At 53.2% G+C, this 17,401-nt stretch carries 15 protein-coding genes; 7 read left to right on the top strand and 8 right to left on the bottom strand.

Annotation, left to right across the window (positions count from 1 at the left end):
• Positions 1-2: 2 nt before the first annotated feature.
• Positions 3-1,607, bottom strand: a complete 1,605-nt coding sequence (locus TH30_RS10850) for an ABC transporter substrate-binding protein (protein ID WP_114098264.1) — start codon at positions 1,605-1,607, stop codon at positions 3-5.
• Positions 1,608-1,737: 130 nt separating this feature from the next.
• Here TH30_RS10850 and TH30_RS10845 point away from each other — a divergent pair, with 130 nt between their 5' ends.
• The gene (locus TH30_RS10845; RefSeq protein WP_114098117.1) at positions 1,738-2,655 is read left to right on the top strand and encodes a LysR family transcriptional regulator; all 918 of its coding nucleotides are present in this window, start codon (positions 1,738-1,740) and stop codon (positions 2,653-2,655) included.
• Between the two features lie 242 nt (positions 2,656-2,897).
• Positions 2,898-3,785 carry a YghX family hydrolase gene (gene yghX, locus TH30_RS10840; protein WP_114098116.1) on the top strand — a complete coding sequence of 296 codons (888 nt, stop codon included), beginning with the start codon at positions 2,898-2,900 and terminating at the stop codon, positions 3,783-3,785.
• An 83-nt stretch (positions 3,786-3,868) separates the two neighbouring features.
• Here the strand turns inward: yghX and TH30_RS10835 are convergent, their stop codons facing one another.
• The 3 genes from TH30_RS10835 to TH30_RS10825 form a co-directional block, all read right to left on the bottom strand.
• A complete protein-coding gene (locus tag TH30_RS10835; RefSeq protein WP_114098115.1) occupies positions 3,869-5,533 on the bottom strand; it encodes a cyclic peptide export ABC transporter in 1,665 nt (554 codons plus the stop codon).
• Between the two features lie 3 nt (positions 5,534-5,536).
• Positions 5,537-7,189, bottom strand: coding sequence for a cyclic peptide export ABC transporter (locus tag TH30_RS10830; RefSeq protein WP_114098114.1), 1,653 nt, complete (start codon positions 7,187-7,189; stop codon positions 5,537-5,539).
• Between the two features lie 105 nt (positions 7,190-7,294).
• Positions 7,295-8,368: a pyridoxal-phosphate dependent enzyme gene (locus tag TH30_RS10825; RefSeq protein WP_114098113.1), complete on the bottom strand. Its 1,074-nt coding sequence runs from the start codon at positions 8,366-8,368 to the stop codon at positions 7,295-7,297.
• A 279-nt stretch (positions 8,369-8,647) separates the two neighbouring features.
• On the opposite strand from TH30_RS10825, the gene TH30_RS10820 reads away from it, so the two are divergent.
• A complete protein-coding gene (locus tag TH30_RS10820) occupies positions 8,648-9,898 on the top strand; it encodes a TAXI family TRAP transporter solute-binding subunit (RefSeq protein WP_147251974.1) in 1,251 nt (416 codons plus the stop codon).
• 12 nt (positions 9,899-9,910) lie between these two features.
• On the opposite strand, the gene TH30_RS10815 is transcribed toward TH30_RS10820, so the two are convergent.
• The 4 genes from TH30_RS10815 to TH30_RS10800 are packed head-to-tail and all read right to left on the bottom strand — an operon-like array spanning position 9,911 to position 14,398.
• On the bottom strand, positions 9,911-10,588 hold the full coding sequence (locus tag TH30_RS10815; RefSeq protein WP_114098111.1) for a GNAT family N-acetyltransferase: 678 nt from the start codon (positions 10,586-10,588) through the stop codon (positions 9,911-9,913).
• Positions 10,585-11,628: an ABC transporter substrate-binding protein gene (locus tag TH30_RS10810; protein ID WP_114098110.1), complete on the bottom strand. Its 1,044-nt coding sequence runs from the start codon at positions 11,626-11,628 to the stop codon at positions 10,585-10,587. The genes TH30_RS10815 and TH30_RS10810 overlap by 4 nt, the downstream gene beginning before the upstream one ends.
• Entirely contained in the window at positions 11,625-13,643 is a 2,019-nt protein-coding gene (locus TH30_RS10805) for an MFS transporter (RefSeq protein WP_114098109.1), read from the bottom strand. The genes TH30_RS10810 and TH30_RS10805 overlap by 4 nt, the downstream gene beginning before the upstream one ends.
• Positions 13,640-14,398 (bottom strand): hypothetical protein, encoded by a 759-nt coding sequence (locus tag TH30_RS10800; protein WP_147251972.1) that lies wholly within the window; start codon positions 14,396-14,398, stop codon positions 13,640-13,642. The genes TH30_RS10805 and TH30_RS10800 overlap by 4 nt, the downstream gene beginning before the upstream one ends.
• A gap of 191 nt (positions 14,399-14,589) precedes the next feature.
• Here TH30_RS10800 and TH30_RS10795 point away from each other — a divergent pair, with 191 nt between their 5' ends.
• The 4 genes from TH30_RS10795 (at position 14,590) to TH30_RS10780 (ending at position 17,391) form a co-directional block, all read left to right on the top strand.
• Positions 14,590-15,096, top strand: a complete 507-nt coding sequence (locus tag TH30_RS10795; RefSeq protein ID WP_181850240.1) for a YcjF family protein — start codon at positions 14,590-14,592, stop codon at positions 15,094-15,096.
• 42 nt (positions 15,097-15,138) lie between these two features.
• Complete coding sequence (locus TH30_RS10790) at positions 15,139-15,336, top strand: hypothetical protein (protein ID WP_114098106.1); 198 nt, start codon at positions 15,139-15,141, stop codon at positions 15,334-15,336.
• A gap of 46 nt (positions 15,337-15,382) precedes the next feature.
• Complete coding sequence (locus TH30_RS10785) at positions 15,383-16,726, top strand: prohibitin family protein (RefSeq protein WP_114098105.1); 1,344 nt, start codon at positions 15,383-15,385, stop codon at positions 16,724-16,726.
• 104 nt (positions 16,727-16,830) lie between these two features.
• On the top strand, positions 16,831-17,391 hold the full coding sequence (locus tag TH30_RS10780) for a YcjF family protein (RefSeq protein WP_114098104.1): 561 nt from the start codon (positions 16,831-16,833) through the stop codon (positions 17,389-17,391).
• The last annotated feature ends 10 nt before the right edge of the window (positions 17,392-17,401 follow it).

The raw sequence follows: 17,401 nt of genomic DNA, 5'->3' as shown, positions 1-17,401 counted from the left end.
TCCTAGCTTTCCACCGTTGTCAGGCCACGGATATCAAGCTGACGGTGGAACCAGAATTCATATCCACCCGCCCCGTTAAGTGCGACGTTAAGGGCAGGCTGCCACAACGGAATACGCGGCAGGTCTTCATGAACGATGTCGATCATGCGCATGATTTTCGGCGCATATTCCGGATCATCCATGGCCATGTGCAGGGTTTCATTGGTCAGTTGTTCGACCTCGGCATTGGAGTAGTTTGACGAGTTGAACAGATGACCTTCCTGATAGGCCCAGAAGAAATAGTAGTCCGGGGTATTGAGCCAACCGCCAAAGTTTTCCAGATGGAAATCAAGGCGCTTTTCAACCAGTGCCGCCGTACGCCAGTTGGCACCCGGGATCTTTTCAATCTCAACCTTGATGCCAAGCTTGCCAACCGCTTCCTGAATAAGAAGGGCTGCGGGCTCCATCCATGATGACAGATCGGTCGAAATCGAAAGCTTCGTTTCAAATCCGTCGGCGAAGCCGGACTTGGCCATATGTTCCTTGGCCTTTTCAAGGTCGGTGTCATAGGGCGACTTGCGCGGCCATGCGATGTCGGTTGCTTTTGGTTCGCCACCCCAAAGCGGGGCACCACGTCCATAGGCCGCCGCATTAAAGATCGCCTCATAGGGCACGGCAAAGGCAATGGCCTTGCGCACATCCGGGTCCTGGAACGGTTCGAACTTGGTGTTCAGGCAAAGCGCATGGATGCAGTTTTCAATCGGGGTTGAATGCACGGTGACCTTCCCTGCCAGCTCGGCTGCATCCTTGTCGGGAATATCAAAGGCAACCTGAACGTCACCACGTTCAATCAGTGCACGGCTGGTTGCCGCAGACGGAACTTCACGCATGATCACGCGGCGTACCGGCGGGGTCGGACCACCAACCCATTTGTCATTGCGTTCAAAGACAACCTGCTGACCGGCATCCCAACGGGTAACGCTATAGGCACCCGAACCGATGGTGTGGGTGTGCAGATATTCCATCGCCCAGGGATCATCGGTGGTCGCATTTTCCTTGGCGACCTTGGAATTGATGATAAAGGGCACCGGCACCGCCAGATCGGGCAATGAAAGTTTTGATGCCTGATCAAGCTTCACGACAAAGGTTTCATCGTCGATGGCTTCGAACTGTTCCGGGCGGGTAAAGCCGCCTGCCTTCATCTGAACCGTCGGGAAACCACCGACACTGACGGCACGGTCAAACGACCATTTGACGTCTGCTGCGGTGACTTTGCTGCCATCATTGAATACGGCATCGGATTTCAGCTTGAAGGTGATGGTCATGCCATCTTCGGAGAAGGTCCAGCTTTCCGCCAGTTCCGGCACAATGGTTGAATAATCATAGGAAAGTCCGCCGCCTTCAGCCGGTTTGGAGCCGAACGACACCAGCCGGTCATAGCAGTTTACCGCAATCTGATAGGACGCACGGTTGGTCCCGGTGCGGTGAAGATCAAGACTGTTGACCGTTTGCGACGATACGGCGACCAGCGTGTCGCTTCCGGCAGCAAGTGCGGAAAATGTCCGGGCGAAAGGCAAGGTACCGGCAAGAACAGCACTACCTTTTAGAAAATTACGTCTGGTAACCATCGTGAAAACCCCCATGAACAGCTTTTTAGAATCCGTTGCTGTCAGTTTGCAGTATTTTGCGTTCGCGAAAACTGCTATGTTTTCACCAATCCGGTGCAAAAAATGCAACACCATCGAAAATGGTTGAGATATGAGATACTTGCAAACCTTCCGACTGATCGAAGCTGTTGCACGGGCGGGCTCAATGCGCAAAGCAGCCGAGGATATGAACCTGACGGCATCAGCGTTGAACCGCCGCATCAACGGGTTTGAAGAAGAATTCGGCGCAGAACTTTTTGAACGTCTGCCCAGTGGTGTGCGTCTTAATCCGGCAGGCGAACTTTTGCTGCATCACTATCGCGCCATGGCGTCCGACCTTGAGCGCGTACAGGGACAGGTTGCCGATCTTAGCGGCGAACGGCGCGGTCACGTATCAATCGCCTGTTCGCAGGCAATGTTGCCCTATTTTCTACCAGAACAGATTGCGATCTATCGTGCGGCCCATCCGGGCGTGACATTTAGCGTCAATGTCCGGGACCGCGCACAGGCAGAACAGGAACTTGCCAGCTATTCAAGCGATCTGGCACTTGTGTTCGAACCGATCTATCTGGTGGATTTCGAAGTCATTCATGCCATCCCGCAAACAGTTGATGTTGTCATGCGCGCCGACCATCCGCTGTGCGCACGCGACGAAATCCGCTTGCGGGATTGTCTGGATGTTCCGCATGTCGCACCGACACACCGGTTTGGCGTACGCCATCTCCTTGATTTTGCAGCCCGGCGCGGATCACGACAGGTTTCCCCGGTGGTCGAAACCGAAAGTTTCGAACTTATTCGCCACTATATTCTGCATGAAAACGCCATCGGCTTCCAAATCCCGATTGGCCTTCAAGTACCTGATGATGGTTCCTTGGTCTTTCGGCCGATTTCGGAACGCGACGTACCACCGGGAAATCTGATCCTTGGGCAGATGCGTGGTCGTACTCTGCCTGTGGCCTCGGCACGTTTTGCCATGCAACTTGCCACTGCACTCAAGGATTATCAGATCACCCGCGAGGGTGTTTTCTGATCCAATCCGACCTTCCCGGTGATCCACCCGGCATTCGCAGGCCGTATGTGAACTCGTTTACTTAATCAAGGCCAATAGCGCGTTTGTGATTTGCGAAAAGTCCGGCTTGGATGAAACTCATTCGCACATCTTGGCGCGCCGCGAAGCGGGTGGCGCCGACGTGCATTGCCTTGCACTTACTTGTCATTGATACCGTCACCACCAGCCCCCATTCCCCATGTCATTCAGGACAGGAGCGCATGATGGAACGTTTGACTGCCAAGGATTTTTCGCCTGAACTTCTTGAGCTATATGATTTCTATGCCCATGGCATGATTGATCGCCGCGAATTTCTGGATCGTGCCGGTCGATATGCAGTGGGGGGCATGACCGCACTTGCGATCCTGAATGCCATGAGCCCGAATTATGCGATGGCCCATCAGGTCGATTTTACCGATCCCGACATTGTCGCTGAATATATCATGTATCCTTCGCCCAATGGTCATGGCGAAGTACGTGGTTATATGGTCAAACCGGCCAATCTTGCAGGCAAGGTTCCCGGTGTTGTCGTCGTGCACGAGAACCGTGGCCTTAACCCCTATATCGAAGATGTCGCGCGCCGCGTCGCCAAGGCGGGCTTCATTGCACTTGCCCCGGATGGCCTGACATCGGTTGGTGGTTATCCGGGCAATGATGACAGGGGGCGCGAACTCCAGCGTACTGTCGATCCGACCAAACTGATGAATGATTTCTTTGCCGCGATCGAATTCCTGACTGCGCATGAAGCCACCACCGAGAAAACCGGGATTACCGGATTTTGTTATGGCGGCGGCGTGGCAAATGCCGCAGCCGTTGCCTATCCCGAACTTGGTGCGGCCGTTCCGTTTTATGGACGTCAGGCTGCGGTCGAGGACGTGCCACGCATTCAGGCCCCGATCCTGTTGCAGTATGGCGAGCTTGATGAACGGATTAATGCCGGATGGCCCGCCTATGAAGAGGCGCTAAAGGCCAATAACAAGGTCTATGAGGCCTATATCTATCCCGGGGCCAATCATGGTTTCCACAATGATTCCACGCCGCGTTACGACAAGGATGCTGCCGAGCTGGCCTGGCAACGCACCATCGACTGGTTCAATAAATATCTGACGTGACACGCATTGATACGTAATCGGCCCGACTTCAAGTCCGGGCCGATTACAGTTTCACGCCATGGATGACGTACTCTCGCGGAATATTATTGGCTGCGCACCGCATCAATGATGCCGTCGCGGACGTGACAAACCTGATCGGCGATATGGAACCAGCGATCATCATGGGTCACACAAATGATGACCTTGCCCAGCTTGCGCATGGCGGGCAGGATTTCCTCGTAAAACACCTTGCGGAAATGCGGATCCTGATCGGCGGCCCATTCATCAAGAACCAGAACAGGCTTACCTTCAAGGCGTGCTGCAATCAGTGCCAGACGTTTGCGTTGCCCCTGCGAAAGCGCTGTGGTCGAGAATGACAGGCCATCAAGGGTGACCTTGTGATCAACCTCCATTTCGCGCAGCAGCGCGTTGACCTTTTCCTCGTCAACCTGCTCAATACCATACAGCTCGGAAAACAGATGATAGTCCGAAAGCACTGTGGCAAAACTGTCGCGATAGGCCTGCATGTCGTCGGGTCGTAACGCATGACCATTGATCCGGATCGATCCGCTATCGACATCTCGAAGGCCGGTGAGCAAGGAAATGATCGTTGATTTCCCGGCCCCGTTCCCACCACTGATAAAGGTAATTTCACCCCGCCTGAACACAGCGTCCAGTGGCCCGACCGCAAATCCGTTTGTCGAAGACCGATAGGCAAAGCGCACATCCTCAAGGGCAATTTCATCGATCTTCTCATGCCAGTCTGACGATGCTGACGGACTGCTTTCCTGTGGCATTGATCCTGATTTTTCGCGCATTTCCGCTTCTTGCGCATCAATGACCCCCGACAGATTGTTTTCAAGTTCAACAATCCGGCCAAGCGATGTTTCAGCATTATTAAAACTTGGGAATGTCATGATTACGGTGCCGATTGGCCCGATCAGGAACATGGTCGCGGTTGTGACCTGCACAGCAACATCATGATAATCCGAGGTAAAGATCGGAACGATAAACACCATGGCCGCCATCATCGCGTAGAAGGCCAGCTGAATGCTGGCGCTTTCGCGCGACCATTGCGCCTTGGACAGCGCCTTTGCGCTACACGCCCGTTTCGAGCGTTCCCCAAGCTGTTCGACGAGCGCATTCCTGCGCCGGGTATTCATTTTGACTTCCTTGAACCCGGCAAGCAGATCATTCAGGCCGTCAAACAGTTTGGCTTCGTCGTCTTCGGACGCACGGGTCGCAGCATTGACCCGGTTGATGCGATGCACATGGATAAAGCCTGCCAGAACAACAAGCACCGCCAGCATGACAAAGGCAAAGATAGACAACCATGCCAGATACAGCCCGACACAAACGACCAGCACGATCTGCTGTGCACCGTTAAGCATAATCGGCAAGCTGTTAGAGATCGTCTGCATTTCCGACGTGATGGCGGCATGAACCGATCCCTGCCCGACCTTTGCCAGAACATCGGGGCCGGCTTTTCGCACCTGATCAAACAGCCTGACACGATATTCGTGCAGCATGGCTTCGACTTCGTCTGAAACCATCACATCGGACTTGTGCTGTGCCCACATATAGCCGCCCAGCGACACAACCATCATCAGCAACAGTTGTAGATTGACCTTATGTTCCTGCGCCTGATCCGAGGCCAGATTGACCACCACCAGCACAAGTGTCGTGGCAATCGCCGACATGGATGAAAGTGCAAAAACAGTCCGAAGGTTCAGACCGACACGAGATTTGAGCAGACGGAACATCAACATGGCTCAGATCCTCCCGCGCGGATCATCAAGGGTGACTTCAGAAAGCTTGCCGTTTTCGAGATGAAGTCTTCTGTCTGCCATTTCGAAATAGTGATCGTCATGGGTCACAGCAATTACCGTGATGCCGCGCTTTTTCAGATCCGGCAGGATTTCTGTATAGAACTTTTTGCGGAAATACGGGTCCTGATCGGCGGCCCATTCATCCAGAACCAGGATCGGCCGTTTTTCCAGAATGGCCGAAATCAGGCCAAGACGTTTACGCTGCCCCGATGACAGGGCCGTTGTTACAAACCGGCCCTCACGGATTGCTGTAACATGCGAAATTTCAAACCGTTCAAGCCAGAAATTTGCCTCGTCCGTATCAAGCGTATCGACGCCGTGCAATTCAGCAAAAAGATGGAAGTCGGAGAACACCGTCGCAATCAAATTGCGGTACGGCGCAATGCTGTGCACACCAAGCTGGGTCTTGTCGATACTGATTTTCCCGCTTTCCGGACGATAAAGACCGGTCAGAAGTTTGACCAGGGTCGATTTCCCCGAACCGTTCCCGCCGGTCACAAACAAAAGTTCGCCGGATTTGACCGAAAGATCAATCGGCCCAAGGACAAACCCGTGTCGCGGGTCGCGGTTGGGATAGGTGAATGTCACAGCTTCGAAGTCGATATGCCCGAATTCCGCGGGAAGTTCCTTGGCGTTTTCTTCGTCGGCCTCTTCACGGATCTCGGCCAGATCATCGGACAATGCCAGCATCCGCGATGCAGAACCTTCGATCTGGCTAAAAACCGACATCGACTGAACCATCACCGAAATCGGGCCGATCATGAACAGGATCGCAACACTGATTTTGGGAATATCAGAGGTCAAACTGCTGGAATAAACCGGGACAATGAAAACAACAATGGCCAGCAGAATGTAAAATGCCGACATCCCCATGATCATCTGACGCGAAATCAGGTCGTGGGCCTTATGACCATATTCTGCCTTTTTCGTCGAAGAAGCATCAAATGCTGCGTAAAGCCTGTCACTGCGCTTTGACCACATCCGGACTTCCTTGATGCCCCGGAACAGATCGGCAATCTTTTCAAACATCTCGGCTTCGACCTGCAGCAGCTTGCCAAACCATTCACCAAGCGCACGCCCCATCCGCAAATAAATGACGATCCCAATCCCGATCACACCAATGATCAGGAAAAAGGCCAGACTTGAAATCCAGAACACATAGATCATCACCGCAATCAGCAACATCACACTGCGGAAACACATGCCGATCAGATGCGCGTTTTGCGAAATGACCTGTGTGCTTTGGGTGATATTCTTGAACAGTCGTTCCTGCCCGATTGCCTCAAGCTTGACGAAGTCGGCCATGGCGATCTGGGTGAACAATCTTTGACGAATGCGGTCAATGCCCTGTTCGATCTGGCGCGCGATGTTGCTCAGAAGGAAAACCTCGGCAAAGAAGTAAATGAGTGTGATGGCGACAAAACTGCCTGCCAACACCCAGTTGACACGATCCAGACCATTGTCACTGATTTCTTGGGCGGCGGTATTTACCAACCCCAGAAGGGCTGCACTTCCCAATCCGGAAAGCAGCCCGGATACGGCAAGCCGGAGCTTTAGTTTGTTATCTTCCAAAGATAACAATTCCAGCAACTTCATTGATTTAACAGCCCCCAAGAACCGACCGATTGTCGACCGTTTCAACTGTAACCACCGGTATGAAATGTGTCCAGCGACGCTTCACTTTTATGAACACACGGTGACCTAAAGATATTCGGGCGGTATTCGGCCTTCGCTGTTTACCACCAGAATACGACTATCGGCATCAAGCCCGTGTTTGCGACGAAGTTCCGGATCGCGCGCCACATGCCAAAGCCCCGCGAGGCCTGAAATACCGGTATCCCAAGTATCCACAGGATCATCACCCCCGATACCCGACATAAGCGCGTCTTGCGCTTCCTTGGCGCAGGCATCGTCAATCGCGATGCTGTCAAAACAGACATCTTCAAGAATTCTCAAAGCCGGCAGGCTGGGATATCCGCAAGAAAGCCCGACCATGCGTGTCAGCAACTTTCCCGGCACGCGCGTTGGCCGACCATTTTCAATACTTGCCTTAACACAGGCAGCTGTCTCCGGCTCGACGCTACAGACTTGTGGCTTGGTGCCACTTTCATGCCAAAAGCCAATCGCACAGCCGGCCGCCATGCCACCCACACCACATTGCAAATAGAACTTGTCGATATCCGCACCAAAAGCACGTAACTGACGGGCACATTCGACACCCAGAACGGCGTAGCCCGCCATGATATCGCGGGTCACCACAAGATCACCGTGATAATCGGTATCCGTGATCAGCAAAACATGATCGGCCCTGGCATATTCCTCGGCGGCAAGCACGGCATCATCATAGGTTCCGTTGATGGTGACAAGTTCACCACCACAATCAACAATCCTGCGCATGCGAGCCGGATCGACATCCTCCCCGACAAAAATCCTGGCCCGGCAGTTAAACTTTCTTGCCGCCCAGACAACGGCAAGACCGTGATTGCCGTCGGTTGCCGCCACAGCGACAAATGCGTTGCACGCGGCACTACCCGGCTCCAGCCCCTGTTGCAAAAGCTGTTTCTTAAGGCCATAGGGCGCCCCCAGTGCCTTTACCCCGCCCAACCCGAAACGCTTGCTTTCGTCCTTGATCCAGATGGTGCGCACGCCCAGTTCCTTTGCCAGCCCCTGCGCACAGATGAGCGGGCTTTCACCATATTCCGGCCAGGACGAAATCAGGGAAAATGCCTGAGCGATTTCTGCCCCTGTCGGTTCGAAGGTGTCCTTTGGGCTCATGCTTTACTCCTGACGGCCGACAACGGCATCTCTATGGTAGGGGCAGGTCACCCCGCCGATCAACCTGCGCATAATGATTGGTTTAGGTGGCGAGGCATACTGCAAAAAGACGCAACTATCTGAGAAACGTATGTTTAAGCGATATTGAATCTCGACGGGCGTGTGTCAAATCCTTTAGACTACCCACTATCGCGCAAACTGCTTTCGGACGTTATCAACTTGCAAAGCTCCGCCCGTCGATCTGCATCGCTCACTGGATGTTTCGTTCTCGGGACGTTGTTGGCCACGCTTGCCGGAAGGCCCGCCATCGCACAAGCCCCCAATCCCTCGAATATGGAAAACACACAGTCCCTGTCATCGACTGAGGCCATAGAGGCTTATGATGGGGATCAACTTGATATCGACAATTTTGACGATAGCCCGGCGAATGTCGCGTTACCGCAGGATATCGTCGATGGTTATGTTTATAAGCCTGACGCCATTCCCTTATCACAGTATCGACGGAATTCGCTGGTGGAAGATGGCCTTGCCAATTTCAGCAATAACGCGGAAATCACCGGAAATGGGTCACGTGAAAAATCCTATTACGCAGCGATCTATAGCGGCAGTACCAATGGCGTCTATTTTCAGGTAGCCGCTACCATCTGTGACATGATGAAACGTACTTACAAGCGGCATCGAATTCATTGTGTTCCGTTGCGCTCGCAAGGTGTGGGCAGCAATATCCGCCTGATGAAGGAAGGCCGCGTCCAACTGGCACTGGTGCAGTCCAATAATAACTGGGAAGCCTTCAAGGACATCAATCCGATCCCCGGTGCGCAATCGGTCATGTCGCTCCATGATGAAATGGGATTGCTGGTTGTCCGAAAAGATTCAGGTATCAACAGTGTCGCCGACCTTAAGGGCAAGCGCATCAATATCGGGCCGGAAGGATCCGCAACCCGTGAGTTGTGGCTGGAACTTCTCAAGCAATATGGCATTGCGCAAGACGACCTCGAAACCGTCTATAATGTTGCACAGGACTACAACCGGCTTGGCATCTGCGAGAATTATATCGATGCCTATGGGTTGTGGATCGGTCACCCGGCATCCCTGATTGAGGAAAGCCTTGATTGCGACGCCGAAGTTGTCGGCATGGGTGGCCCTTTGACCCAGAAACTGGTCGAAGCCAACAATTATTTCTTCAATCAGGTTCTTCCTGCGCGCACCTATGCCGGACAGGAAGCCGATATTGAATCTTACGGGTTCAAGGCATCGCTGATCGCCTATGAACCAGCCGACCCTTATGTGGTTTACTGGATCACCCGCATCATCCACGAAAATATTGAACAGCTTAAGGCCGAGAACCCGACCTTCCGCAGTGTGAATGGCGACGATCTCTTTAAAAAGGGTAACTTTCTAACCTTCCACAAAGGTGCAGCATGCTATTGGGAAACCGATCCGCATGCCTGTGACTGGCAATCGCATTATCAGCAACCGGTTGCTGTTAATGGCAGCAACCAGCCTGCTTATCGCCGGACAATGCAATAGGGCCGGAACGGATCAAACCCGCTCTCTGCGCATCCAACCAATATCCGGACCACTATTCCCGGCCTGCCCTTGACGATACCCAGCACCAACCATTCCATCTGCGATCATGTTCTTGCCAGATGTGACATCTGAAACCGGTGACCAGTCATCCATGTGGAGCGATTCCTGTAACTTTGCCGGTTTATCGCCCGTCAGGTCACATCGAAACAAATATCGCACACCGCCAAATTTTTCCTTCACCCCGCAAATCCGCATTCCGGCGGCCAGAAGGTTAATCACACTTGGTACATTTCCGGGTGCCGCCGTACTTAGCGCAATGGCCCGGCCGCATGCCCGTGCGGCTTCTAGCCGGTGTATCACCATGCGTTGCTGCCACTTTGATCCGCGATGGTCCTTGCGAACGGCGACCCCGTCAATATGGGCGACCTGTTGCAAGTCCCCGGCTGACAAGTGATGATCAATCCCGAAATTCGGATCCCCAATACGCGGTAGACCCAATACACTATAGGCAATCAGGTCACCGTCCGACAGAGCACCAAAAATCTGACCGCAATCGTTCATGTGGGACTGGAAAAATGCGTCTGTTTCGCTTGCAACCGTTCCGGCAGGCATATCGGCAATAACGTCATGATGAAGTGCTATCACCGCATCAAGATGCGTTTCATCCAGTCGCCTGATGACCGCCGTCATTCGATGATTTCCGCATAATCAAGAAGCAACAAAGGCGGATAAAGCGAAAGCCTGCGTGCCGATGAAAGCCTGATCAGATAGGAAAACCGATCAAGCGTTTCAACCGGTATATCGGCGGGTGAAATCTGGTTGACCAGAATGTCTTCAACCTTGCTGGCGGCCAGTCGCCCGACAAGCTCATATCGACTGACCAGCCCCAGCATCGCCTGACCGTCACGGACTTCAAGTTCGGTGGCACTAAAGGCAGCAAGACCATTGACAAATCCTGCCTCGGTCAGTTCATCACGATACGTCCCGATGAAGTTATCCGGCCCGATATAAAGGAAATCAGCCCCATTTTCCGCCAGCATTTTGACCGCCGGGGCAATGTCTTCGGGTTTGGGTTTTGCATTCTGGCCCAACGGTGCTTCAAGGACTTCGAACCCCATTTCTTCGCCAAGCACCTTAAGATCGCTGATATTGGACAGGGAATTGTCTTCCTCGGCATTGTAAACCACGCCAAGCTTCGTCATCGGACGATAGGCGCGAATGGCCTGAATTTGCGCCGATAGCGGTGCGATATGGGCTGCCCCGGTGACGTTGGGGCGCCATTGGCCGCGAGGCGCAGCAATGCCTGTTTTCCAGGGTGCAGACACCATGACGAAAACCACCGGCAGCTTGGTGATGTTCTTGGCCGGATCAAAGTCATTATATTTTCCAACCACCCGCGAGGTTACGCCAGTTCCCCAAGTGTAAACCAGATCAGGCGGGTCTTTGCGAATTTTCTCGATGATCGCAGGTATCTTGTCAAGATCGCGGGCAATATCATGAACTTGCAGATCAATCGCAATGTCGCGGTCCTTGAAGTAGGCACGGAATCCTTCCTCGACCCGGGTCTCTCCGCGCCAAAGGATCATCGCAATCCTCAGGGGATCGTCTTTCTCGCCCTTGGCCTGGACTGCCTGAGCACTAAAAAAGTTCACGGCGACAAGGCACAGCAAAAACAAGACAACACTGCTCAAAGACCGGGCAGCATTTCGCGCAAACTGAATGTGTTTCACGATGACGCCCCTTCTTCTAGCGGTTCGGACTGTTTCTTGGGGCTTGCGTCAACATGCCCGATCAACAATTCGAAACACAAAACCGAAACAAGTGCTATCACGCCAAAAACAGTCACGGCACCAATCGTTCCAAGCCACAAGGCAAGTCCCGCAGCAAGCAATGGTCCGGTCGCGCCCCCCAGACGTTCAGCCAACCGCAACACCGCAAGCACAGCCCCCGTACCGTGTTCTTCGGTAAAGTCGCGGCTGATCTTCAAACTTGCCGAAACCTGAGCCGGAATTGACGTCGCCTGTGCCAGTCCCAGCAATCCGACGGCCACCGCAAACACACCGTAAAGCGGCATGAAACCCGCCAGAAGAAGACCAAGTGCTGTCAATCCACCACCAATTCCGACCGCCCGGGTTTCGCGCTGTTTGCTATCCGTCCAGCGCGCGACACTCCATCCCGTCAGCAATGCGACAAGACCATAGAGCATGATCACCCGGCCGGTCTCAGCGATTGTTGCCCCCTGTTCGATCAGGATCAGCGGGGTCAGGTAGAATAAAAATCCACTAAGGATCATTTTGGCAGGAACCGCAGCAAACAGGATAAGCACCTGGAACTGCCGGTTTGCCAGTAATGCCTTCATGGCTTTGCGTGTCGGAACGGGGAGCGGTGTTTGTCCGCGCACATGCGTATCAAGAAGGAAAAAGGCCAGAAATACAGCAAGACTTGCGACAACGGCACCGGCAATGAATGTTGTTGCCTCGCCAAAATGCCCCGCGAAAATCCCGCCGATTGCCGGCCCGCAAATATCTGCAAGCATGATCCCGCTAACCATCATCGCTGTACCCTGGGTACGATTGCGCTCGGTTGTTGCATCAATCACATAGGCCTGACAGGCGACAAACGTCGTGGCATAGCCGATACCCGAAAATGCCCGCCAGATCAGCAAATCCCACATGCCGGTGGCAAAGGCCGTTCCACAAAGACCAATCGTCGCCAGAAACGCCCCCGTGAGATACATACGAAGCGATCCGACACGTTCCTGAAACAGGCTGCAAACCGGCATGGCAATCGCCACCATCAGCAAGTGAACCGCCATGATGATACCGGCCGCCATATTTCCATCGGCCATGCTCGACGTCACCTTGCCAAAGAAGGTTGGCATGATCGGACGTGCAAGTTCCTCGGCCAGAACAAACAGGAATGCCAGCAACCTGACACCGATCAGCTTGACCTCGCGTTCGGACCGCGGGGTTGTTCCGCGCTTCCTTGCCGTCTGGGTGACGACGGCATTGATGTTTTCCATGAACTTGCCGATTTCGTCCCGCGACGATTGCCCGTGCAGAAGCGTGAACTGCTTTTCGCGAACACTGGTCAAAACCCGCTGCGCCACACGCACCGGCAAGGCGACATTCACCGTCAAAACCAGAAGGACCAGCTCAAACGACAGGGCAAGCGAAATGATCAGGATCACCGCAATATCAAAAAGATTATCCGTCAGGGGCCGCATCAGTGCGGCCCGGTCATGCCCGATTATAATTTCAATATCGTCGGTATTATCGATCTCGTGAGGAAGACTGATTTGGGTGATGATGTAATCGTTGCTCAGCCCGTCATGCTGATCGGCAAGCGCACTTTCCAAGGCACCTTTGCCGAGGCCGCCCGTATGAAGAAGATCGCCATCATGGACAACAGCTGCAAATCGCAAATCCGGGTCTGCTTGCTTTAACTGAACAAGAACATCAGAGAAGCCGACAATTTCCGCGAGTGGAATACCCAGATTGATCGCGCGATTGATCTTGCCTGCCAGTGTTTCGGCCTCGATCTCGGCCTTTTGACTGATTTCGAGTTGCAGGTCACTGCGTGCAAGTTCCGCAGCCCGCCAGGAAATACCGATCAGTGCAACGCACAGCATCAGGATGCTGAACAATGACAAAATCCAGACCGTCCCCTTGGGCAACATACGCCCACGTGGCGCGCCGGACTTGGCCTGATCTGTTAACAAAGTCTGCTTATCGGGATGGGTCATTGCGGCTTCTCGTTATTGGTCGGTGACGGAGCATCTGATGACGTGCCATCGCGCAGGTTTTTACGGATATCGCGATACAGCGCGACCATTTCGATTTCGCTTTCCGTCAACAGGTCCCGATCATGGAAATCATCCGTGGAGTTCTGACCAAGAATGGCGCGTTTGACATCGTTATTCAGACTGACAAAGACCCGATGCCGCCGGTTCATCAGCCATAGCAACAGACAAAGGATGGGAAGAACCGCGACCATGCCGATCCCGGCTGACTTCATCATTTCAGCCAAAGCGCTTTCAAGGCGCCCGTTCATCACCGACAGATCGGCCGTCAGACGAAGGCTGCCGGCACATTTGCCAAGACTGTCTTCGAGCTTCGTATCAAGCAATGCGATCTCATCATTGAACTGGATACCACCGGTCTGAACCGGCGTTGTGGAAACAGTCCCGCCCTGCCTGGATAATTCACCCGAAATCAGATTTCCCGTGCAATCACGTACCGACATTTCGGCAATCTCGTCAGACATGCCCAGACGGCGCATCAGGATGCCATCAAGGTTTTCCATGTTCTCAAGGCGCAACCCGATATCAATAGCAGCCCTGAGATCCTGAGCGGTTTCATTGGCGATCACATTGATGCGCTGGGTAAGGACGGTTCGAAGCGTCTGTTCAAACCGCATATAGTTGAGCATCGTCGTCATGCCGAGTGCTGCGACAAAGATCAAAATGATCGCCAGTGCTATTTTGGCCGTTAAGCTCAAGTGATTTCCCCCAAGGTGCATCCTGATCGAATAATGCAAAGCATCACCCGTTCATAACATATTTCCCGCATGGATATTATATCGTTGATTACCAATGTAACAGCGTCGAATGGCTTCTAACCCTCTGAAACAAATTGCAGTGTCTATATTTAGTGTTTATGGTTTCACGAGGAATGAAACTGGGGGGCAATATGGACAGTGAACGTCTTGAACTGCTTAGACGCAAAAAGCTTCACCGCAGGTCCGATGCCATAATCCGGAAAAACACACTTTGGGCAGCTGGTACCGGACTGATCCCGATACCCGTACTGGATTCTGCTGCGATCGTCGCCGTACAGTTGAAAATGCTGGCCGAGCTTAGCAGCATTCACGAGGTGCCCTTTACCGAAAACAGCGGCAAATCGGTGATCGCCAGTTTCGTTGCCAGCCTCACCAGCAGTGTTTTGGGCAAATCCCTGTTGGCGACGGGGCTGTTTTCCAATGTCGCCAAGGCGCTTCCTGTGGTTGGCTCTGCGCTGAGCATTCTGACGATGCCCGGCTTCAATGCAGCCTTCACTTATGCGCTGGGCAAGGTCTTTCAGCAGCATTACGAAGCAGGCGGCACAATGAGCAACTTTGATCCCAAAGCGGCTGAACCCTACTTCAAGGAAAAGTTCAAAGAAGGTTTCAAGTTCGGCAACAAGGCACAGGCTGTCTGAGATGCGCGAATTTAACGTATGCTACTTACAGGGCCACGATCCATGCATCTGGTAATTGCTATACTTTATATCCTGGCCGCAGTGATTTGCGGCTTGCTTGGCCGCCGGACATCGTTTGGCTTCCTTGGCCATTTTATTGTGGCCCTGATCATTACTCCGATCGGTGATTTTCTCGTGCAGCTCATCGCGCGCCCGTCCCGTGATGTCCGCGAAAAAATGAACAACTTGGACGATTACTGACGTGCAAACACCATTTTCCGAACGACACCTGAAGACGAGATGATGAATGGCTGAAAGCACGACAGCGCCAAATAGCGGGCCTCAGGGCAATCCTGCGCAAAGCGCCACGGAACAGCGTGGCTTTGGTCATCGGCTGGTGTCCTGGCTGCGGCGTCTGGTTCAGCGTTTTCAGACCAGAATTCTGATCACCCTGTTCTTTATCATCATCGCGATGATTGCCCTTGCACCGCAAATATTCATTACCATCCCTGCTGGCCATGTCGGTGTCATGTGGTACCGGTTCCTTGGGGGAACGGTTGTTGACCGGACCTATGGTGAAGGCATTCAAATGATCTTCCCGTGGGATGAAATGTATGTCTATGACGCCCGCTTGCAAAATCAGGCCCGCGTCTATGACACCATTTCGTCAAACGGCTTGTCTATGGAAGTCGATATCGCGGTGCGTTACCGGATCAACCGCGAAGCTGCGGGTATGCTGCATAAACTTGTTGGCCCGAACTATGCGGAAATTCTCGTCTATCCTGAAATCGGGTCGCATGCCCGTGAACTGATTTCGCGCTACACCCCGGAACAGCTCTATACGGAAACCCGTGCCTTCATTCAGGCCGAAATCCTTGAACGGATGGTCAATGAACTTGGGTCGTCGCTGGTTAATCAAAGTTTCCGCGGGCGTCTGGTCACGGTTGAAGATGTCCTGATTCGTTCTGTCACCCTGCCCCCGCGCGTTGCCGACGCGATCGAGCGCAAGGCAGAACAGTATCAGGCCATGCTTGAATATGATTTCCGTATCGCACGCGAACAGAAAGAAAAAGAACGCAAAAAGATCGAGGCAGAAGGTATCCGCGAGTTCCAGGACATCGTTGCCAAAACAATTACCGAGGAATATTTGCGCCTGCGCGGGATCGAAGCGACCATGTCGCTTGCAACATCGAGAAACAGCAAAACCATCATCATCGGCGGCAAGGATGGCCTTCCGGTTATCCTCAATACTGCAGACGCACCGGTTGCCCGGACCAGTGCAGAAATGGTTGATGACAATGATGATACGCTGCCCGACGCCACTCAATTCAATGCACGTTCACAGGAACTTGCGCCACAGAATGCGATTTCTCCGGGATTGAAAATGCCCACCGATCCATCGGGCAAACCATCCAAAGGCACAAATAGTGCAACCAGCGCACAAACCGACTCCCAACAGACAGATCAGACAAAGTCAGGGAATGAGGCCTCATCGCCGGGAACAATGAGCGAATTGCTTAAGGCTGTTTCGCCAAACTATGACAAAACAGCCGGTGGCAGTGCAAATAGCAACACCCCCAATGCCGATACCATGACATCCCAACATGAACCGGCAGCAACGCCAGAACCCAAGAGCAACCTGAAACAATAAAGCTTTCTGATTGTTGCGACCAACCCCAAGTTGAGATAGTCTGATTCTTGAGTTGAAGATTGAATTTCGGGATAAAGATCAACAGTTCTTATCAAGAGGCGAGAATGACAGAAGCAGAGAACGTACAAGAGACTGATGACGTTGCCGTTGCAGAGGCGGATGAGATCCGTGCACAGTCGCGCGACTGCATTCATCGCCACAGCGTTTATGCTGCTGTTGGCGCACTTGTTCCGATCCCCTTCCTTGAGATGGCCGCATGCAGCACAATTCAGCTGCGCATGATTGCCAAACTTTGTGACATTTACGGTGTATCCTTCTCGGAAAATGCCATCAAGAACTCGGTCGCGACCCTTGTTGCAACGGTTCTGCCGGTTACCGGCATCGGTATTGCGACGGCGAACCTGATCCGTCGCGTGCCGGTCGTCGGAACCGTGTTTGGTGTTGTGGCCATGCCGACTTTCACCGCTGCTTGCACCTACGCGCTTGGCCGTGTCTTTGCATGGCATTTCGCCAAGGGCGGTACGGTCAGTGATTTCGACGCAGACGAAATGAAAGATCGCTTCAAAGACGAATTTGCCGAAGGCAAGCGTAAGGCATCCGATTTCGTCAAGGGCGGGAAGACAACAGCAAAATCGACCGGTGGTCCGGCGACAGCCAAGGCATAACAAGCCTAGC

The organism is Thalassospira profundimaris, from assembly GCF_003326795.1.
Lineage (GTDB): Bacteria > Pseudomonadota > Alphaproteobacteria > Rhodospirillales > Thalassospiraceae > Thalassospira > Thalassospira profundimaris_C.
The sequence above is the reverse complement of the archived record's forward strand: the minus strand, read 5'-3'. Positions and strand labels throughout refer to the sequence as shown.